This is a genomic window from Nocardia sp. NPDC052254, assembly GCF_040679495.1.
Taxonomy (GTDB): domain Bacteria; phylum Actinomycetota; class Actinomycetes; order Mycobacteriales; family Mycobacteriaceae; genus Nocardia.
This window is the reverse complement of sequence record NZ_JBFAUW010000004.1, coordinates 239,880-258,207: the sequence shown is the minus strand read 5'-3', so window position 1 is coordinate 258,207 and position 18,328 is coordinate 239,880. Positions and strand designations below refer to the sequence as shown.

Annotated in this window: 19 protein-coding genes; 11 read left to right on the top strand and 8 right to left on the bottom strand. The window is 64.1% G+C overall.

Annotated elements, in window-relative coordinates; translation table 11 throughout:
* The first annotated feature begins 77 nt into the window (after positions 1-77).
* From AB0L57_RS13335 to AB0L57_RS13325, 3 genes are all read left to right on the top strand, one after another.
* Positions 78-1,106, top strand: coding sequence for an alpha/beta hydrolase family protein (locus AB0L57_RS13335; RefSeq protein WP_364961363.1), 1,029 nt, complete (start codon positions 78-80; stop codon positions 1,104-1,106).
* A 121-nt stretch (positions 1,107-1,227) separates the two neighbouring features.
* A complete protein-coding gene (locus AB0L57_RS13330; RefSeq protein ID WP_364961012.1) occupies positions 1,228-2,469 on the top strand; it encodes an Nramp family divalent metal transporter in 1,242 nt (413 codons plus the stop codon).
* Positions 2,470-2,626: 157 nt separating this feature from the next.
* Positions 2,627-3,247: a hypothetical protein gene (locus AB0L57_RS13325; protein WP_364961010.1), complete on the top strand. Its 621-nt coding sequence runs from the start codon at positions 2,627-2,629 to the stop codon at positions 3,245-3,247.
* 60 nt (positions 3,248-3,307) lie between these two features.
* Here AB0L57_RS13325 and AB0L57_RS13320 read toward each other — a convergent pair whose 3' ends face one another.
* Both AB0L57_RS13320 and AB0L57_RS13315 read right to left on the bottom strand, forming a co-directional pair.
* Complete coding sequence (locus tag AB0L57_RS13320; protein WP_364961008.1) at positions 3,308-5,923, bottom strand: hypothetical protein; 2,616 nt, start codon at positions 5,921-5,923, stop codon at positions 3,308-3,310.
* 14 nt (positions 5,924-5,937) lie between these two features.
* Positions 5,938-6,261: a hypothetical protein gene (locus AB0L57_RS13315; protein WP_364961006.1), complete on the bottom strand. Its 324-nt coding sequence runs from the start codon at positions 6,259-6,261 to the stop codon at positions 5,938-5,940.
* An 88-nt stretch (positions 6,262-6,349) separates the two neighbouring features.
* Here AB0L57_RS13315 and AB0L57_RS13310 point away from each other — a divergent pair, with 88 nt between their 5' ends.
* Positions 6,350-6,874, top strand: coding sequence for a hypothetical protein (locus AB0L57_RS13310; RefSeq protein ID WP_364961004.1), 525 nt, complete (start codon positions 6,350-6,352; stop codon positions 6,872-6,874).
* A gap of 54 nt (positions 6,875-6,928) precedes the next feature.
* Complete coding sequence (locus AB0L57_RS13305; RefSeq protein ID WP_364961002.1) at positions 6,929-8,767, top strand: PQQ-binding-like beta-propeller repeat protein; 1,839 nt, start codon at positions 6,929-6,931, stop codon at positions 8,765-8,767.
* A gap of 83 nt (positions 8,768-8,850) precedes the next feature.
* Here the strand turns inward: AB0L57_RS13305 and AB0L57_RS13300 are convergent, their stop codons facing one another.
* Entirely contained in the window at positions 8,851-9,432 is a 582-nt protein-coding gene (locus AB0L57_RS13300; RefSeq protein WP_364961000.1) for a hypothetical protein, read from the bottom strand.
* Positions 9,433-10,250: 818 nt separating this feature from the next.
* Here AB0L57_RS13300 and AB0L57_RS13295 point away from each other — a divergent pair.
* The 6 genes from AB0L57_RS13295 to AB0L57_RS13270 all read left to right on the top strand — a co-directional run bounded on the left by AB0L57_RS13295 (position 10,251) and on the right by AB0L57_RS13270 (position 14,895).
* Positions 10,251-11,135: a helix-turn-helix transcriptional regulator gene (locus tag AB0L57_RS13295; RefSeq protein WP_364960998.1), complete on the top strand. Its 885-nt coding sequence runs from the start codon at positions 10,251-10,253 to the stop codon at positions 11,133-11,135.
* The gene (locus AB0L57_RS13290) at positions 11,132-11,350 is read left to right on the top strand and encodes a DUF397 domain-containing protein (protein WP_364960995.1); all 219 of its coding nucleotides are present in this window, start codon (positions 11,132-11,134) and stop codon (positions 11,348-11,350) included. Before AB0L57_RS13295 ends, AB0L57_RS13290 begins: the two co-directional genes overlap by 4 nt.
* A gap of 271 nt (positions 11,351-11,621) precedes the next feature.
* Positions 11,622-12,266 (top strand): DUF3558 domain-containing protein, encoded by a 645-nt coding sequence (locus tag AB0L57_RS13285; protein WP_364960993.1) that lies wholly within the window; start codon positions 11,622-11,624, stop codon positions 12,264-12,266.
* A 21-nt stretch (positions 12,267-12,287) separates the two neighbouring features.
* Positions 12,288-12,656 (top strand): hypothetical protein, encoded by a 369-nt coding sequence (locus tag AB0L57_RS13280; protein ID WP_364960992.1) that lies wholly within the window; start codon positions 12,288-12,290, stop codon positions 12,654-12,656.
* Positions 12,653-14,134: a hypothetical protein gene (locus AB0L57_RS13275; RefSeq protein ID WP_364960991.1), complete on the top strand. Its 1,482-nt coding sequence runs from the start codon at positions 12,653-12,655 to the stop codon at positions 14,132-14,134. Before AB0L57_RS13280 ends, AB0L57_RS13275 begins: the two co-directional genes overlap by 4 nt.
* 11 nt (positions 14,135-14,145) lie before the next feature.
* Positions 14,146-14,895, top strand: a complete 750-nt coding sequence (locus tag AB0L57_RS13270) for an ESX secretion-associated protein EspG (RefSeq protein ID WP_364960989.1) — start codon at positions 14,146-14,148, stop codon at positions 14,893-14,895.
* 23 nt (positions 14,896-14,918) lie between these two features.
* On the opposite strand, the gene AB0L57_RS13265 is transcribed toward AB0L57_RS13270, so the two are convergent.
* The 5 genes from AB0L57_RS13265 to AB0L57_RS13245 form a co-directional block, all read right to left on the bottom strand.
* On the bottom strand, positions 14,919-15,596 hold the full coding sequence (locus AB0L57_RS13265) for a hypothetical protein (RefSeq protein ID WP_364960987.1): 678 nt from the start codon (positions 15,594-15,596) through the stop codon (positions 14,919-14,921).
* A complete protein-coding gene (locus tag AB0L57_RS13260; RefSeq protein WP_364960985.1) occupies positions 15,593-16,084 on the bottom strand; it encodes a hypothetical protein in 492 nt (163 codons plus the stop codon). Before AB0L57_RS13260 ends, AB0L57_RS13265 begins: the two co-directional genes overlap by 4 nt.
* A 2-nt stretch (positions 16,085-16,086) precedes the next feature.
* Positions 16,087-16,836 carry a hypothetical protein gene (locus AB0L57_RS13255; RefSeq protein WP_364960983.1) on the bottom strand — a complete coding sequence of 250 codons (750 nt, stop codon included), beginning with the start codon at positions 16,834-16,836 and terminating at the stop codon, positions 16,087-16,089.
* Positions 16,833-17,153 (bottom strand): type VII secretion target, encoded by a 321-nt coding sequence (locus AB0L57_RS13250; RefSeq protein WP_364960981.1) that lies wholly within the window; start codon positions 17,151-17,153, stop codon positions 16,833-16,835. Before AB0L57_RS13250 ends, AB0L57_RS13255 begins: the two co-directional genes overlap by 4 nt.
* Before the next feature lie 216 nt (positions 17,154-17,369).
* Complete coding sequence (locus AB0L57_RS13245; protein WP_364960979.1) at positions 17,370-18,053, bottom strand: hypothetical protein; 684 nt, start codon at positions 18,051-18,053, stop codon at positions 17,370-17,372.
* Between the last annotated feature and the right edge of the window lie 275 nt (positions 18,054-18,328).

Genomic DNA, 18,328 nt, shown 5'->3' with positions numbered 1-18,328 from the left:
CCGAATATCGAGCAGATAGCGAAGGTGTGAAATTGATTCGTCGACAGTTCCGGCGTAGTGGTCGCAGGGCCGCCGCCGTGCTCGCGGCCACCGGAGTCCTCGTGGGCGTGGCGGCCGGAGTCGGCGCGAACACCGCCTCGGCGCAGGACCCGGTCATCTCCTCCAAGGCGTTGCTGGCCGATCCGCAGTCGCCCGATGGATCGCGGATCGAGAAGGCGACCTACAAGGACGACCGGAATATCCGACTCTACGTCCACTCGACCGCGATGAACCGCACCTTCCCCGTCGACGTGCAGCGTCCGGCCGACGCATCGGTGGCGCGCCCCACGCTGTACCTGCTCAACGGCGCCGGTGGTGGCGAGGATGACGCGTCCTGGGTGAAGAAGACCGATATCGTCAACGGCTTCCTCGCCGACAAGAACGTCAACGTCGTGCAGCCCATCGGCGGTAAGTGGAGCTATTACACCGACTGGCTCCAGGACGACCCGAACCTGGGCCGCAACAAGTGGAAGACCTTCTTCACCGAGGAGCTGCCGCCGCTGATCGACGGTGCCCTGGGCACCAACGGCGTCAACGCCATCGCGGGCCTGTCGACCTCGGGCACCTCGGTGCTCAATCTGGCGATCGCGAAGCCGGGCCTGTACAAGTCGGCGGCTGCCTACTCCGGTTGCGCCGAGACCACCAGTGATGTGGGCCGCGAAGCGGTGAAGCTCACCGTCAACACCTGGGGCGGCGGTGACGTGCGCAACCTCTACGGTGACGACGACAATCCGGCGTGGGCGGCCAACGACCCGGTCATCAATGCCGAGCAGCTGCGCGGGACGGACCTCTACATCTCCTCCGGTAACGGCCTGCCCGGCCAGTGGGACACGCTGAACGGCCCCTACACCCTGCCCGGCGCCTATGGCCTGGGCAACCAGCTGGTCGTCGGCGGTGTCATCGAGGCCGCGACCAACTACTGCAGCCACAACCTGCAGACCAAGCTGAACTCGCTGAACATTCCCGCGACGTACAACTTCCGTAACTCGGGCACCCACTCGTGGGGCTACTGGCACGACGACTTCATCGACTCGTGGCCGGTGCTGTCCCGCGGCTTGGGAATCTGACCTCTTCCCGCAGTACTGAAGTATGGCGAATCCGCCCCGCTCGCAGCCGCGAACGGGGCGGATTCGCCGTTTTCTGGGGCTGGCAGGACAAAAAAGTTCGGGCAGCCGTAAACTATTCTTCATGAGTACGATCACGGTCGAGCCGGCCACTCGCCGGTGGCGTTCGATCGCGTTGTTGCTGGGCCCGGCGTTCGTGGCGGCGATCGCCTATGTCGATCCCGGCAATGTGGCCTCCAATATCAGCGCCGGCGCGCAGTACGGCTATCTGCTGGTGTGGGTGATCGTCATGGCCAATGTGATGGCCGCCCTGGTGCAGTATCTGTCGGCGAAACTCGGTGTCGTCACCGGTCGCTCACTACCGCAGGTCGTGCGCGAGCGGTCCGGGCGCCCGGTCCGGCTGGCCTACTGGGCGCAGGCCGAATTGACCGCCATGGCAACCGATCTCGCCGAGGTGGTCGGTGGCGCCATCGCCCTGCACCTGCTGTTCGGCCTGCCGCTGCTGCTGGGCGGTGTGATCACCGGTGTGGTCTCGATGGGCCTGCTGGCGGTGCAGAACCGGCGCGGTCAGCAACCCTTCGAGCGCGTGATCATCGGCTTGCTCGCGGTGATCGCCATCGGCTTCCTCGCCGGTGTGGTGATCTCCCCGCCGTCACCGTCCGGTGTGGTGGGAGGTCTGGTGCCGAGGTTCGACGGTGCCCAGAGCGTCCTGCTCGCGGCCGCCATGATCGGCGCGACCGTCATGCCGCACGCCATCTATCTGCACTCCGGCCTGACCCGCGACCGCCACGGCCGCACCGAACCGGGTCCCCGGCGCACCCGGCTGCTGCACGCCACCCGGGTCGATGTCGGCGCGGCCATGGTGATCGCCGGTGTGGTGAATCTGTCCATGCTCCTGATGGCTGCCGCCACCCTCGCCGGCCGCGACGACATCGACTCGCTCGAATCCGCCCACGCCGCCGTGCGCGACACCCTCGGCCCCTGGGCGGCACTGCTGCTCGCCGTCGGCCTGCTCGCCTCCGGCCTGGCCTCCACCTCGGTCGGCGCCTACGCCGGCGCCATGATCATGGAGGGCCTGCTCGGCCGCACCGTCCCCCTGCTGATCCGCCGGGTGGTCACCCTCATCCCCGCCCTGCTCATCCTCGCCGCCGGCATCGACCCCACCCAGGCCCTGATCGTCTCCCAGGTGGTGCTGTCCTTCGGAATCCCGTTCGCGCTCATTCCGCTCGTCCGCGTCACCGGCGACCGAACCCTGATGGGCCAGGACACGAATCACCGATTGACGACCGCGGCGGCATGGGCCGTCGCCGCGATCATCACCGTGCTCAACCTGCTGCTGATCTACCTCACCGTGACGGGGGGCTGATCGGAGCCGAACACGATCGACATCGCACCGACTCGTCCCGAACACGTCGTGTTGGTTGTGGAGGTCGTCTCTCCTGGATCGGAGACGACCGGCCGGGTCGTCAAGGTCGATCTCGCCGGGATCTGATCGCGAGACCACCCGTCGATAGACTCTGCGTATGCCGTGGCTGTTCATCGTTATCGGGGCATTGATGGTCCTCTTCGCGGCAGTGGTCAGCCCGCGAAAGTGGTGGCGCACCACCTCGGCCTGGCGGTACCGGGATCCGGATGCGAACGAACCCAGCTCGGCGGGCTTCGCCGCGTGGCAGGCGGGGACCGCGGTCGCCGGGGTTGTGCTGGTGGGGCTGGGCGTATGGCTGAATGTGAGCACCAGCGGCAGTATTTCGGGCAAGCCGGTCACGCGCCCGGCCGTGGATCTGGTGGCGCAGAAGTTGGGAACGTCCGCGGAGGTTCTCGTCTCGCTCGACCGGAACGGTCAGCCGAATATGGCGAGGTTCGACCTGCACAAGTTCTTGGACGAACGGATCTACCACCACATGACCGAGGTGAACCACCAGGACTATCGCGCCGCGCATCTGGCATTGGATTCATCGAGCCAGGGGAACGGCGCACACTTGTTCACCGTCGAAGCCGCGGGCGGAGTTCGGTATTGCCTGACCGTACGGACAACCGGCGACCCGGCACTGGCCGGAAAGCCGAGTTACAGCGGGGGTCGGCCCATCATGGATGCGGTCGTTGTCCCGGTGTCGACCGCCGTCACCGACGGAGCATGCACATAGCCGGGCGTGAGTGCGGTTCGGCCGTAACCGGTTTCGCCCCGGCGGGGAATCGCGTCGGCGCTACCGCGTGGTCGTCCAGGTGTTGTATCCCTGGCGTTCCAGTTCGTCGGTCGTCAATCGCTTGAATTCCTGCTGACCGTCTTGCGTTCCGTTGGAAACGATCCGGCTGTAGATCCCTGCCGCCTGGTCCCCGTTCGCGAGGTAGTTCTGCTGGCCGTCATGGCTCACGCCGTAGCTGTCGAGCAACCCGGGAAGGTTCCGATCGAGGATTCCGGCCGAATTGGGATCGGCGGCCGCGACGATATACGGCTCGAGCGTGGGCGCACCGCCGTCCGTCGAGGTGAACATGACCTGCTGGACGTCGTTCGGCAATGCGTACGGGTTGACGCGTCCGGAATCTATGAGCTGGGCCAGCATGTTGTATCGGCGATTACCCAACGTGCCCGATTGCTCGAGGTTGTAGTCGGTGCCGATGTTCGTCCCCGGTGTGCGCCCGCCATAGTCGGGATCGACGCTGGTGAGCGGGTTCTTGTAATACTCGCTGACCGCCTGCACGATCGGGCCGCCGACGCCGCCGGGAGTACCGGCGATACCCGCGACGCCGATCAGGTTCTGGGCCACGCCGTAGGCCGCGCTCTTCTGGTCGGTCAGCGCCTTGGCCCGGTCGGTCTCGTTCAGATTCAGATCCGCGACTTGGGCGTTCATCCCCGCGTCGACGACACCGCGCAGGCGGCCCGAGTAGTGTCCGAGATCCACCTGCTCGGGGCTCGAGAGCGAACCGCTGTCAGCGAACTTCCGATCCAGCTGGTCGGCTTGGAACAGTGCGGCGCCATTGATCCGGGCGCTGGCCGCGGGATCGCCGTCGAGAACGCTGAACAGCCGCGTTGCCTCCACCGGGCCGAGACTTTCACTCGGAAAACCGTGTGTCCCGGTGATATTCGATGGTGTGCCGACGATATCGCTCGCGAACGGGCTGAGCGCGGCCGCGACCCCTTGGGCAGCAAGCGGATTCACTTGGCCGAAGGACTGATTGTCGTGACCCGGCACATTCATCAACGAGTCGTAGACGTTGCTGCCATTACCGGCATGGGTCGTCGACATCAGCTTCGCGAGTGCGCCGGCGGCCTCACCGGCGTGCTCGGATCTGGTCGAGTCGGCACTGGTGGCGTCCGCGGCCGTCCATTCCACCATCGTGCCGAATGCCGCGCCGTCGTCCTTCCATTCGTGGGTCATCAGCGATTGGATCGCGGAATCACGATCGTAGGGATGCCAGGATTGTCCCGGGGTGTCCTTGCCGAAAAGCTCCTCGCTGCCGTTACCGGTGAGCAGGGCGTAGTCGGCTTCATGGTTGCGGGCGGCGAGTCCCAGGAATTTCTGGGCGCTGTCCTCGGTATGGCCCAGCGCCTCGTGATCGGGCAGTTTGGTGCCCTCGAAATCGCCGTACCCGCCGTGATCGAGAATCCAGGCCTGATGTGCCGCTTGCCGGCCGAGTTCCACGCCGAGCCGATCACCGGGTTGATAGTCCTTGTCGGCACCGCTGAGGAAGTCGGCGAAACCGTCCACGTCCTTGGTGTATTCCCTGATCGCGCTCGTGTTGTCCATGTTCGGGCCGAAGAATCCCGAACGGTAGTCATCGGGCAGATCTCTGGTGTTGGAGTCGGGTGCGCCATCGATATTCGGTCGCGTCCCGATGATCTCGCGTACCTCGGAGTTGAGCTTGTTGAATCCACCGCGGTCGGTGACCTTGCCCTGGGCGTCGCGGCTCACCACCTGCTCGTTCGACAGCGTCAACATGCCGTTGGCGAGACCCTGCCGTAGCTCGGTCGCCTGCGGTGAGCCGTCGGCCTTCAGCGATTGGGACAGCTCGATCAGACCGTCCCGACCGGATTTGTCGTAGAGGTTCGTCAGATAGTCCATCGTGGACTGCGGGATCGTGGCATCGCGGCCCTCGCGCAGGGCGGTCAACTGTTCCTCGGTGAGCCCGGTCAGGCGCAGGTGTTCGAGAATCCGTTGCCGCTCGTCATCGGACAGCTTCCCGTCCGCGATCGTCTCACCGTCGATCTTGCCCTGATCGCCGGTGAGCATGCGAGAGGGATCCAGTTTCGCCGGGGCATCGGCGGCGATGGTGGCCACACTTCCGCTGTGCTCGAGCGCCGTATTGATGTGTCCGGTCGCGGCCTCGACGGCGGTCCCCAGATCGGTCAGTGCGGTCTTGATCGGTGTCTCGAACGTATCCTTGCCGTATTTCTTCAGGGCCGCAATGGCATTCGCTCGGTCGGTGGGGTTGTCGAGAGAGGTTGTGGCAGCCAATTGGGCATCCGGACTCGGCTCGACCGTGCCGTCCTCGGCGACCTCGTATTTGGCTTGGACGGCCGCGGAAATCGACTGGGTGGCCCGATTCTTCGCGCCCCAGATCGCATCGCGATCCTGTCCCAGCGTGGTGATCGCCGTCGAGAGGTCACCGGTGAAGGTCCTGCCGGCGTCGACGGTCTGGGTCGCGGTGTCGCGAGCGCGATCGCCGGTCTTGCCGGTCCACCAGTCCGACGACTGCCGGTACTCGTTCGAGGTCTTGTCCAGGTTGGTCTCGACGGTGTCGTGGGCGGTCTGCCACACCTTGATCAGCGCATCCAATGCGTTGGGATCGCATTGCAGCGCTTGAGTTTTCGTGGCGGCCATGGCCGCGTCCCCCTTTATCGGCTGTTGGTGCCGTCCACCTGGTCGAACTCGCGCGCCCGATCCTCGTCGATGTGGAGGAAGGCCGCCGACACCGCGACGGTGTTGTCGCCGATGGTGTCGAGCACCGTTCCCAGGTTCGTCAGCGCCTGCTCGGTCGCCGTGGTCGCGGTTGCGGCCGCGTCGTGGATCGCGAATCCGGGAAAGCCGTTCGTGACCGTGGTCACGACATCACCGGACTTCAGAGCCTTGATCTCCCCCGCATGTGACTTGACGTTGCGCGCGAGCGCGGCAGCATCGCTACCGTTGATCTTCAATGTCTCGCTCAGCGGGCCGGCCACGCTTTGTATCTTATGTCTGCTATGCCGGATACTTCAAAAGCTCGGTAACGTCGAGTAGCGGTCGGATTCTACGGGGAGGAGTGTTGCTATGACGTCGGCTCATCTGGACCCGATGCAAGACAACACGAAACGGCTGGCTCAGGCCCTGACAACCGCGCGGTCGGCGGCACAATCGGCCGACGGGTTCTTGGTGATCGAAGCGTGTGCCGATGGGCAGATCACTGTCCGGATCGATGACCGCGCGCTGCGTTACGGCGGCCCCGCCGTCGCCGCCGAGCTCACCAGGCTGGCCGCGCAGGCCCTGATGAAGGCGCGCGCCGAGGTCCGGGAGGCCGCGGCGGCCTTCGCGGCCGATCCGCGTATCGCGGCGACGGTCGCGGCCACCGAGGATGCGATGAGTCGTCCGATGACCGCCGGCGCCGGCCCTGCCCCCGCACCGCACGCCGGTCAACCGGCGGACCGGTATCACCAAGGTACGCAAGAAGAGTCGCGATCGAACGACTGGCAGCCGCCGGCGAGGTCCCCGCAGGCTGCCCCGGGCCAGGTCCCCTACGACCTCTACGACGACGATGATGACGATCCGCACTACCGGCCCAAATCGTGGTTGGTCTGATGGAGTCCGCGGGCGTTCGGATGCGGGCAATTCGTGAGTGGGAGTGGTGTGCGCGTGCCGGGCGGTGATGGCGATCGCCCGACATCGCGGGCGTCTCGCAGTGTGCCGGTGTCCGCGCTGTGCGGTGCGCTGGGCTGTGGACTGATCATCGGTGGTGTGGCCCTGGCGGTCTACAGCCGGTTCTGGGCATCGACCTGGCCGCTGGATACGGTGATCGGTCAGGACCTGTTCGGTTCGTTCACCGGACTCGATGTGTCATCCGTCCCGGCCCGTTATGCGACGACCGCCGCGATCATCGGAATCCTGATGTCGGTCTCGGTCGTTGTGGTCACGGCCATGGGAACGAGTGCGGGCCCGCGTCATCAGCTGATGCGCCGGCTCGCCCGAGTGGTCTGGGCGGGCGGGCTGCTGATCCTGCCCTGGATGGCGATCGCCGGCCACCTTCCCGGAGTCTGGCGACAGGTTCGAGTTCAATTTCCGCTCTTCGAACAATTGCCGACAGCCCTCGCGGCGGCCGCCCTGGTTGTCGGCGGCACGGCCTTGACCTCGGGTCTGCTGTGGCGACGACCTCGAAACGAGACATCGTCACGGCTGCTGCCGGTCGTCGCCCTCGTCGCGGGCGTGATCGTGGCGGCAGCTGTCGCGGTGCCCGCCAACGGTGCCGGCGACGACCGGCACCATGTCGACCGCACCACGGCACCTGCGTCGGCGGCGCCTGCGATGCCGCAACGTCTCGGAGCGCAGCGTTATGAGCTGACCGTGCCGCTCGTCGGAGAACAGCCGGATGTCGTGGTCGCGGGCGCGGGGTTCGTCGCCGCGTCACCTCGCGGGATCACGGCGTACGACGGCGGCACCGGCGCCGAACGGTGGCATCATCTGCGCACCGACAACGTCGATCCGGGCAGTCATACATATCTGCGCTACGAGTCGGGGTCACTCCACTCGCTCGACGGCGGCAGTGTCGTGCTGGCGCGCTGGAACAGATTGGGCTGGACCGCATTCGATGCGGTGACCGGCGAAACCTTGTGGAACGAATCGGAATTCACCCGCGACGACAGCCGCGGGACGTTCTGGGACTTGGGGGAGCGGGGATCGTTCCGGCCCACCCCAGGGCCACTGGTGCTTTCGAACAAGGACCACATCGTGCGCTACGACGCGCGCACCGGAAAGCGGTCGTGGACGGTCGACACCGCCGGCATCGATTGCGCGGACGCGAGTGCCTCCTTGGCGATCACCGACGATGCCATCTATCGGATGGCGGGTTGCGAACGCGGTGGCGAGCCGGTAGCCATGGTCGCGGTTCTCGATTCCGGCACCGGCGCGATCATCGCGCGCGAGGAGTTGCCGGTGTCGCAGGGTGCCCGGGTCGGTTTCGATTCCCAGCTGGAGCGGATATCGAACAGCGTCGTCGTGCGCTGGCGGCTGGCAGGCAACACGGCATGGCGGCTGGTGAATGCCCCGCCGGACTTGACGACGGTGCCGTTCGTCATCGACCCACATGCGCCGACCCCGGTGGCGGTGGATACCGCGGGCACGCAGGTACTGACGGTGGACTACCGGACTCCCGGCAGCGACGAATACGTCGTCCGGGACGTGCACACCGGAGCGCCCCGATACGAGGTCGCGCCCGCGTACAGTGCCTTCGCTCCGCGGCGATTGCCCTATCCGGGCGAGCAGTTCCTCGCCGAGGAGATGGTGCAGATCGTGATGCCGGAGAGCGCGACGGACGTGCCGCAGATCGAGTCGTGGTCTCGCGCGGACGGGCACGCCACCACGCGGCATGCGATCGACTTCGGCCGAAACGGGCGCGTCCAAGGGATGTTGGTTGTCCCGGGGGCCGTGCTCGTCATGTCGAGTGGGGGCGGCGGCGCTCGGATCGTCGCTTACGGATAGTCGTTCGTGTCCGCTGGTCGTCGGCCCGGCGCCGCCGAGCCGACCGCTACCGCCGAGGCCGACCCTCCGAACGTCCTGTCGATCTAGTCGACAACGATCGGGAACTGATCGGTGCCCGGGTCGACGATCCGATAGAAGCCGGCGCCGGCATCGCGCACGAAACCGGCGGTGTCGGTGATCTCCGCCAGCTCTCCGGACTCGGCCGACGGCACGGAAATGCCCTCGAAATCGGCATCCACGGTGGTGTGGATCTGGTCGGTCTCGAACGTCTCTCCGCTCGGCAGCGTGACCGCGAAGCCCCAGTCGCATTCGGCCAGGACGACGGAAAACCTTGCCCAGGTGCCGATCTGGCGAAGGATGCGGATGCGCGCGTACTCGAACTCGAAGTGACAACCGTCGTACACCCAGGCGCTGATCGGCTCGCCCACCTCGGTGCATTCGGCTGCCACACCCGCCATTTCGCGCCAGGAAGGCACGTTCGCCGGAATTCCCTCGACGTGCACGTCCAACGATCCGTCGTGCGGCCACGAGAAGCGGAGTGACCAGGTGAGTGTCGGCGGGGTGTCGGACGACCGAGTGCCGAGCAGTTCACCCCGCCAGGTCCCGGTGCCGCTCGGCGGCAACTCGTCGTTGTACAGATTGCATGCCCCCACGCAGTCGGTCATATGAGTACCGTAGCGACCGCCTCCGACATGTGAGGCGCCTTCGCGATCTCGGCCGAGACAATCGAATAATCTGCAGCACAGGTGATTACAGAGCACAACTCGGAACGATCGTGTCAGGTTCGTCAAGGAACTATCCACAGCCGCTCACAGGGCAACCTGGCGCAGGTCGGCTCCGGTGGCCCGAATTCGACAGCGCCGCACCGCCCGTATCGCCGCCAGTGGTCGGCGAAGCGATGGGCTGCTGATCGGCAGGCCACGAACCTCAGCGGATGCGGGCTGGTCGGAGTGAAGTGGATCGACACGGTGATGTCGGGTTCGTCGGGAATCGGTGATGTCGGTTCGCCCGCATCGGGTCCGGGGTGGGTCATCGGCGGCGCCGTCCGGCACCGAGAGAAGTTCTGTGGCAGACAATGCACCGAATTTCCCGTCTCGGCCCATCCAGCACGGTGATCGCACCGAAACCTGTTGTGCCAGTGCTAATATGGTGATCATTCGGTAGGCATCCGAGTTCGCAGGTTTCCCGGTACCGCAGGATGCCGCCGCATGGTTCGTTCGCCGGATCCACTGTTGTCTTCATGACGTCTCCGAGTTCGTGTCGGATGGCTTCGCGAGATGCGTTCGCCCGTGTCGTGCTTCGCACGACCGGACCTGGGGAGGTCGCGGGGTGGAGCGCGCACAGGAGATCACGACCGGGCCGTCCCCCCAGGTGAAGTGAATATCCCAGGGAGACGGCACCTTTCTGCCTGGAAAAAGACCCGAAACCGGCACGAAACCGGTCTGATCCGAGGCTCCTGAAACCCGAAAAGGAGATAGTGGAGATGTCAGAACCCGGCAGCACCGTACCCAGGCGCCAACTCGGCAGGTACCTCCGCGACCTGCGATCCCAAACCGGAATGACCATCGTGGAGGTGGCGAAGAAGGCCGAGCTCAGCACGAGCACGATTCAGCGCTTCGAACGAGGGCTGTTCCCGGCGAAGCTGCGCACGCGGGACATCCGGGCCCTCTGCGAGGTGTTCGGTGCCGACGACAACCTGACGGCTGCGCTGGAAGGGCTTGCACGACAAGCGAATGTGCAGAGCTGGTGGCACGAGTACGACGATGTGATCCCTCGGTCCTTCAACGTGTACATGGGCCTCGAGGCGTCGGTGGAGCGGATGTACACCTACTCCCCGGACGCAGTCGTCGGGTTGCTGCAAACGCCGGACTACGCGAGGGCAGTTACGCGAGCCGGATTCCCTGAAGCCGCGCCGGAGCAGATCGAGCGACGCGTGCAGATGCGCGTTCGCAGACAGTCGCTGATCACGCGCCGTCGCTGTCCTGCAGAGCTTGGGGTGGTGCTGGGAGAGGCGGCAATTCGCCGGGAGGTCGGTGGACGACGGGTGATGGCGGCACAGCTGAAACGTCTGGCAGACATGAGCACAATGCCGAACATCTCGTTGCGAGTGCTGCCATTCTCAGCTGGTCTCCCGCTCGGGCAGCCGTTCAGCCAATTCGTCATCCTGAACTTCAGTGAGGCTGCAAAGAGCAACTCGTGTGAGCCGCCAGTCGTCTACCTCGAACATGCCACGGGGGAAATGTATTTGGAGAAGCCGACCGATGTTCGTCAGTACACTCACTCGTATCAGAGCATCCAGCGAGCCGCCTTGGATGATCAGGCGAGTCGGGATCTGGTTCGACGGGTGGCAAGGGAGTTTGCAACGTGACCAGCAAATACGACGTGAATCTGTCAGATGCGCAGTGGTTCACCAGCAGTCGCACCGCCGCTGGGCGAGAATGCGTCGAGGTCGCCTTCCTGGATGGTGGCCTCGTCGGGGTTCGGGACAGTAAGGACCGGACTCGGCCCGTGCTGGTGTTCACTCCCGGCGAGTGGGAGGCATTCGTCGGTGGAGCGAAGGACGGCGAGTTCGATCAGCGGTAGCGATCGACTGCGGGGGTGGCCGTTTTCGTTGGGCCACCGCCTGTCGGTCGACATACCTTGTCCGTGAGCGCGCTGGCGCCGGTGCATCTGATTGGTCCCGCGTGAATCATTGCAGACCCTCCTCGCGCAGGCGCCGGTCAGGTAAGTCTTGACCGTGCCTGGGACTCAGCTGCTCAACTGCGGATCTTGCCTGCAACCGGGGTCGGCCGTCGCAGATCGGGTGGCTGTGGTGTATAGGTCTGCGATAAGGTCCCTGGTGCGGGGGAGTCCGATGCGTCCCAGCGGCGCGGTGAGCAGGAGGGGCCAATTCATGCGGCTGAAGTTCGAGCGGCGTACCGGCGTGCGGCGAGTGATGTCTGTCGCTGGAGTTGTTCTCGCCTCCGGGATGCTGGCGGCGGCGACCGGTTGTTCGGATGACTCCGGGACTGCCAAAGCCGAGGAATCTGCGACGGCAGTGGCGAGTGCGCCGGTTTCCACGACGAAGCCGTCGAATACCGCTTGGAATCCTTGTTCTATTCCCGATGCCGATATTGCAGCTGCCGGACTGAATCCAGCTCGACGACAGGCGGATACAGGAAAGTACGGTACAAAGTTCCCGGGCTGGGACATATGTGGCTGGATGAGCGAGAGTTGGTATGGGATCAATGTGTATTCGACAAACTCTCATACGTTTGACGAAGTCATCCATAACGCAAACAATGTAAGCAATCCTAGAGATGTCAGTGTGAGCGGGCGGAGTGCGGTGATGTTGGACTCGCAGACGACGCCGGGAGACTGCATAATCGTGTTCGATGCATCGAGTGGGCCCGTTCAATTGGAGGTTGGGGCGAAGCCCAGTGCGGATGAGCCCGGTGATTCATGTGCTGAGGCTACTCGGATAGCGCAGGTGCTCCTCAAGGACTTTCCTGTTAAGTAGCTCTAGCTGGAAGGGGACGGGGTGTCAGAACTAAGCACCTTGCATCAGCTGTCGGATGAGGTGGCGCAGGGGACACTGACATTGAGGGTTCACCGCGACAAATTGGATGAAGCGGTAAAGGGCCTTCAGGTCCTGATTAACCACCTCGATGATATGTCTAACTGGGTTAAACAGGTTGAGAGAGTCGACGGATTCGGTGGGTTTCAAATGGGGGTAAACCTTGCGCGTAAGTTTACGGAAAAGGGTTCCGGAGAGAATTCTATCCGTCAACGTATCGACGAAGTTACCGAAGAGCTCAAAACTGCTCAGGATGTGATTCGCAAGGCTGCAATCGCCTATGCTCAAACGGATCACGACTACGCTGATGTTCTCCAAGGAGTGCAGCCGTGACGCCTCCGCCGGATCCGTCGAGCTTTCTGGATCAAGGTAGTGGCGACTTTCTGCGCAAGCTCGATGCGATGAAGAATTCCGTCTACGCAGGCATCGTGTCGGGTGCGAATACACAGGCGTGGGATGGCGATCAGCTTGCCTTGCAGCAGCAAATCAATGTTCTGGCCGACCAGCTCGGTGTGGATATCGAACCACAGATCATCGGCGGTGAAGATGATTTTGCTCATTTGAGTCTGGAGCAGATTCGCGATCTGGTCAGTCAAATCCAACCCGGTGTGGTTCAAGCGGTTTCGGACGCTTGGAGCCAGATTGGTTCCGGCATGGCAGACGGTTCCGAAACGGCACGCCACGCGGTTGTGCAGCAGGCGATTACAGATGGCTGGCAGGGTGATGCCGGCAAAAAAGCTACCGATTCATTGAATCGTCTATTCGATACCGTGCGCGATATCGGTAGGTCGTCATCCATGGTGGCGATGAAGGTCGCCTTCGCGCAGCGGGGTAGCGACGAAACTTTCCGGATGTTGACCCCGCTTCTGCAGCAGATGGTTCCCGAAGGCCCGCCTCCTGTCGACCCGATGGGAGGTGCCGGTCCGCACCTGACCTCTGGCCCGGCAACGCCGCGCCCAGTGCTCCCGCAAATTGGCGCGGTGCAAAGCACGCAGGCCCAGCGGGACGACGCAACAGATGCGGCTAGGCAGGTATTGCGGAATGTGTATGCGCCCGGCATCCGGGGCGGCGATCAGGGCGTACCGGTGCTTCCCACCGTCCAACCGGTCGCGAATTCCAACGGCCCGATCGCCCCAGTGACTCCAGGCCCGACTCCCGGCCCCTCGACCCCGAATCTCGGTGGTGGCGACCAGCCTCAGACGCCCGGCGACGCGAACCCGAACGCCGATCCCAACAGCGGGAACGACGGAAACCAGTCTCCGGAAACACAACCGACCTCGAACACTTCCGGTGCCGGCCAGAACCCTTCCAGCACGCCGGGATCGGGACTGCCGAATGCCGCGTCCACCAGCGCTGCCGGTTTCGATCCGAACAGCCTCGGCGGCGGACATTCCGGATCGGGATTGGGGGGCGGTTCGCACGGTTCCGGGGCGGGCGGCGGTCTGTCGGGTCCGGGTAGTGCCAAGCCGGGGCTCGGCTCCGCGGTGCCCGGTGGGATGGCCGCCGCCGCGCAGGGAGTGCCTGCGGGGATGCGGCCTCCGGGGCAGACCGGCACGCCCGGTATGCCCGGCATGTCGCCGGGCGCGGGTGGTAAGGGTGGCAAGTCGGAAGAGGACAAGGAGCGTCAGTCCGCGGACTATCTGCGCGGTGACCATCTCGAGGAGTGGATCGACGACGGGCGGAAGGTGCTGCCCGCCTACGGTGCCATCGGCGAGAACCCTTCGCAGGAACAGCAACCCGACAGGCGGCCACCCGCACCACGGCCGCCGAATCCGCCCGATCGAGGCCGCGCGCCGGGAGAATATCGTTGATCCACTGGCAGTTGACAAGTGCACAGTACGAGGCGGCATTCTTCGCGATGGAACGCGACCGGCTGCCGTATCCGACGTGGAATGCGTTGCGCGCCAGTGATGATGCCGATCTCGGTCGTCAGCGCCGGGAAGCGATCGACACGTTGCGCCCCCGGGTGGACGACGATCTCGCCCGTGCCTTTCAAGCTCTGACCGACCCACAAGTCCGGTTGCACGTACACGGCCGACTCGGCACCGACCCCGACCACCCCGACACCCAACTACGTGGCTACGCGGGCTTCGGCCCGTCCGTTGCCGCAGTGGTGATCCAGGACCCCGATCCGGAACCCGGTGCGAGCGGCGATGTTTCGGTGAGCCTGTGCACCCACGTCCAAGCCCTGGGACTACTGGCCCGCATGCTCCCTGAACATCCGCCCGGCCGCCACGAACTCAACGGCCTCAAATCCGAACTCGACCTCGAACCCGATTCGCCCGGCTGGAACCGCCCGCCCACACTCCGCGAACGCATCGACCAATTCCTCGCTCGCCCCCGCAGTGGATGGGGCGAAGTCCTCTGTTACCCAGGTAGATTCCTCGACAACCGCACCGACGGCGTCCAAGGCTTCATCTGGATGGACTTCTCCCGCGACGGTCGCTACTACATCAACGAAGACCCCGCCGGCTACACCATCCAGCCGATGACCAACGACAGCTTCGTCAACCACGCCCGAGTCCTGGCCCGCCGAGTCCGGGAACTCGGGCCACGGTCGGTTCGGGCGTGAGCGCCGGATCATTCGGCGATGGATCACCACTCGCGAATTTCAGTTGTGGTCCCGCGTGATTCGACTGCATCCGCGAATCTCGGGTGCGCTCTGATCTCCACTCTGGTGTATTCGGTGATGGGTCGAAACAATGCGAAAGTCTGCGCATGCTGGTAGATCACCACCGCTGCCCAAAAGCCGAATGGAAGCCACCCGGGAAAGAAGGCGAGTGTCACCGGGATTCGGATATCCATCGACTTCGTCAGTAGACAGACGATCAGAAGTGTGACGAGCACAGCAGGTCCTGCGAGGAAGAGCGCGAGCGAGATGCGTTGCCAAATTTTCTTCTTCAGGCGGCATCTGGCACACACCGGCCAGGTACCTCGGAGAAGCGTCGACGGTGGCCTCGGGTCCGGTGTTTGCATCGTTACCACCCGAATCATCAGGCGGAGCATGAAACTTACTTCTTGGAAGGCCGTTCGCTGCACCCAGGGAGGTTCGGTCGGCGAATCCCAGGGGTAACGGGAACGAAAAAGGAGGGCCTTCTCGACCTTGTCCACTGCGAGCCGACCGTGGCGTGCGCACACATCGGGCAGGTCGTCGGCAAGCTCGAGTTCGATGATGAAGGGGTTGCGCGGATCGAGCGTGTCCTCGTGAGTGTGGTCTTCGGTGATCCGTGTCCGAACAACAGCGTCCCGCAGGTTGCGCCCGCCGAAACTCACTGCAGCCAACCATTGTTGCGGCGGTCCTGAAAGTAGAGATCATCCTCGTCGGGCTCGTCGGGTTCGAAGATCTGTTCGCGGTCCGGCTTCCGGGTTCCCGGCACGATATTGTGCCTCGTCACGCGTGGTGGCGCGTGCGGGGTGCTCACCCGATCGGTGCCGTCCTCTGTAACAGCAGCGTCGGGCGTTTGGCGCAGTCGCTCCAGTTCGCGTTCACCTTGCTCCGCAAGTCGCCGACGTTCGCCCTCCGGCATGTGAACTGTCCGGTCCACCTGTTCCGGCGGAATCCCATCGACGATTCGAGCGAAGGTCTCCGAGGCGCCGAAGCTACGCATGGAGGTCTTCCCGGCGAGGGCATCGTCGATGTGCCGTCGGAGGTCGGGGTCGGTAGTGGCGGACTTTATCGTGAGCAACGTTGCCCGCAGCTGACGAGAGACGCCCTGGTCGCCCTTGGCGACGTCGAAGATGAAATCGTCCGGTTCAGACATCGTCAAGCTCCCGGGAAATCGTAGGCTGCGCCAGGAAGGGGTGGAAGGTTATCGGGCGATGTCTGGCTCGAAAGCGAGTTCAGCAAGCCGATTCCGGCGTAGACCGTCTTGTAGACTTTGTTCACCAGTTTTACCAGGTCAGCCGCTCTCTGGATGATCTTCACAAAGTAGAGGGCTGTTTGAGCTGCCTGGGCCGCGGCCGCAACTGCACCGACTCCGGTTGATGCCAGCACCGCTTCCGCAGCCATCGAGATTCCGGCGAGAATTGCCCAATCGGAAATATCCTGCAGGATGTCTCCGACCAACCGGCCCAGCTCCCGCATTCCAGTGCTGATATTCGTGAGCTGACGCTCCACCTCCTCCAGCGGGCGTACCTGAAATTCGAGGTTGGATGACAGCTGTTTGAAGTTCTGCTCCGCCGCTGCGGCGGCATTGCCATGCCATGTGGCGCCGGTGCTCTGCTGCCACTGGGTGCTGATCTCCTGAGCAAAGGCGGTATTGAACCGGCTCAGGTTGCCTGCGGCCCCGGCCGACTTCTTCACGCTTTCCCAGTCGCCGGTGACCTTTTCCGACGCCCACGCGAAGACATCGAACCCGGTGGCCTCCTTGACTATCCACGAAATGTGGTAGGCGGGTGAGGCGTAGTTTCCGCCGGCCACGAACGAGACCAGAAACGGCACAGGGTCATCGGCCTGCGGCTCGACCAGTGTGCTGTCGGGCCGGGTGGTCGTGCCTTTTCCGGGCTGAGTCATCGAGCCGCTCCCGGGTAGGTCTCGTCCAGCCGCTGTGCCGACTCGTGATCGGTGGTCCGGTAGAGCTGTGCGGCCTTGCCCAGCTCCGCCGCCGAGTCGTTCGAAAGGGTCTGCAGATGTGTGTAATTCGCTTCCAGGTTCTTCTGGAGCTGCTCGACGATTTCCTTGACCTTCACGTAGATCCCGGTGCTACCGTCCTGCAGTTCGAACCACTTCGTGGTGTGCGACACCGCCGCGCCCGCCTGGCCGGCGAGATCACGCAGCGCACCACCGAACTTGTCGACATCGTCGGGTACGACTTGGAATTCGGCCGCCATCAGCACTCCTCGATCGCCATCGTCGCCAGTCCGCTGAGCCGATCGGGTCGGGGTGCGCCGAGCACTGCTTCACAGCCGATGAAACGCTCACGATGCCCCCCTGCGACGACCGCCAGACCCTCCGATTGAACCACAGGCCGTTGACCGCCGTGCCGACCGTCTTCGAATTCCGAATGTCCGCGCGAGGTCCTCGCCGAGACGTGGGACTGGTCGGTGTCATCTGGCTTCGCTTGTGGTTCCGTCTGATTCGAACGCATCCGCGAAGCCCGGGTGCGTCCGGATCCACACTTTGTCGTGGTTGGTGATCGGCCGGAACAGCACGAGATTCGCCGAGTGCTGGTATAGCAGCGTCGCGACCACCAAACCACAGGGAAACCAGCCGGGAAACAGGGCCAATCCCAACGGCACGGGGAGGTGGTCGGAGGTCGAGATCTGAGTCCCGATGAGGACAGCGATCAGCAATCCGATTCCAGCAAGGACAATCGCATGGCCGATGTACTGCCAAATCCTTCTGGCCAGAAGACATTTGCTACACACCGGCCATTCTCCTTCGAGGATCGATGAGGGCGGGCTCACATCGGTTCTACGCATCGTCGCAGCGCGGTACATCACACGCAGCAGAAATCGGATCTCGTATCCGACAGTCCGCTGTATCCATCGGATGCCTGTCGAAGACCTCTCGGGCTCATGAGATCGGAAGGCGAACCCCTTGTCGACGAACTCGACCGCCGGCTCGCCATGGCGTGCGCATATGTCAGGCAGCCGGTCGAGAAGTTGGAGAGCGAACCTCGCGCTCGGGTCGAAATCAGGGGCCGTAGTGGAATCTTTCCGAAGCCGAGTACGGACGGTGACGTCCAGCTCGTTGTAGGTGTCGAATCTGATCGTATTCAGAAGGTTCATGCTCACCCCCGTGGCAGCTTTTCGCTCTCCGATTGAAACACGGAAGATGCGGCAAGGTTCCATCGGATCCCGACCGCCCCACCAGCAGGCGACCGGCGCTGCTTCAGCAGCCGAAGCCACAGCCCGTATGGATGTGGGCCGCGTTCGGCAGCCATGTGTAAGTCGTTCGGCCTCGGCCGAGTCCGCAGCGGGTGCCGGTGAGATCTCAGCTCGCGCTGGAAGCCTGTTCACGCGCCTTGGCGGCAGTCAACGGTCGACGGGGCGACGTCGAGGGT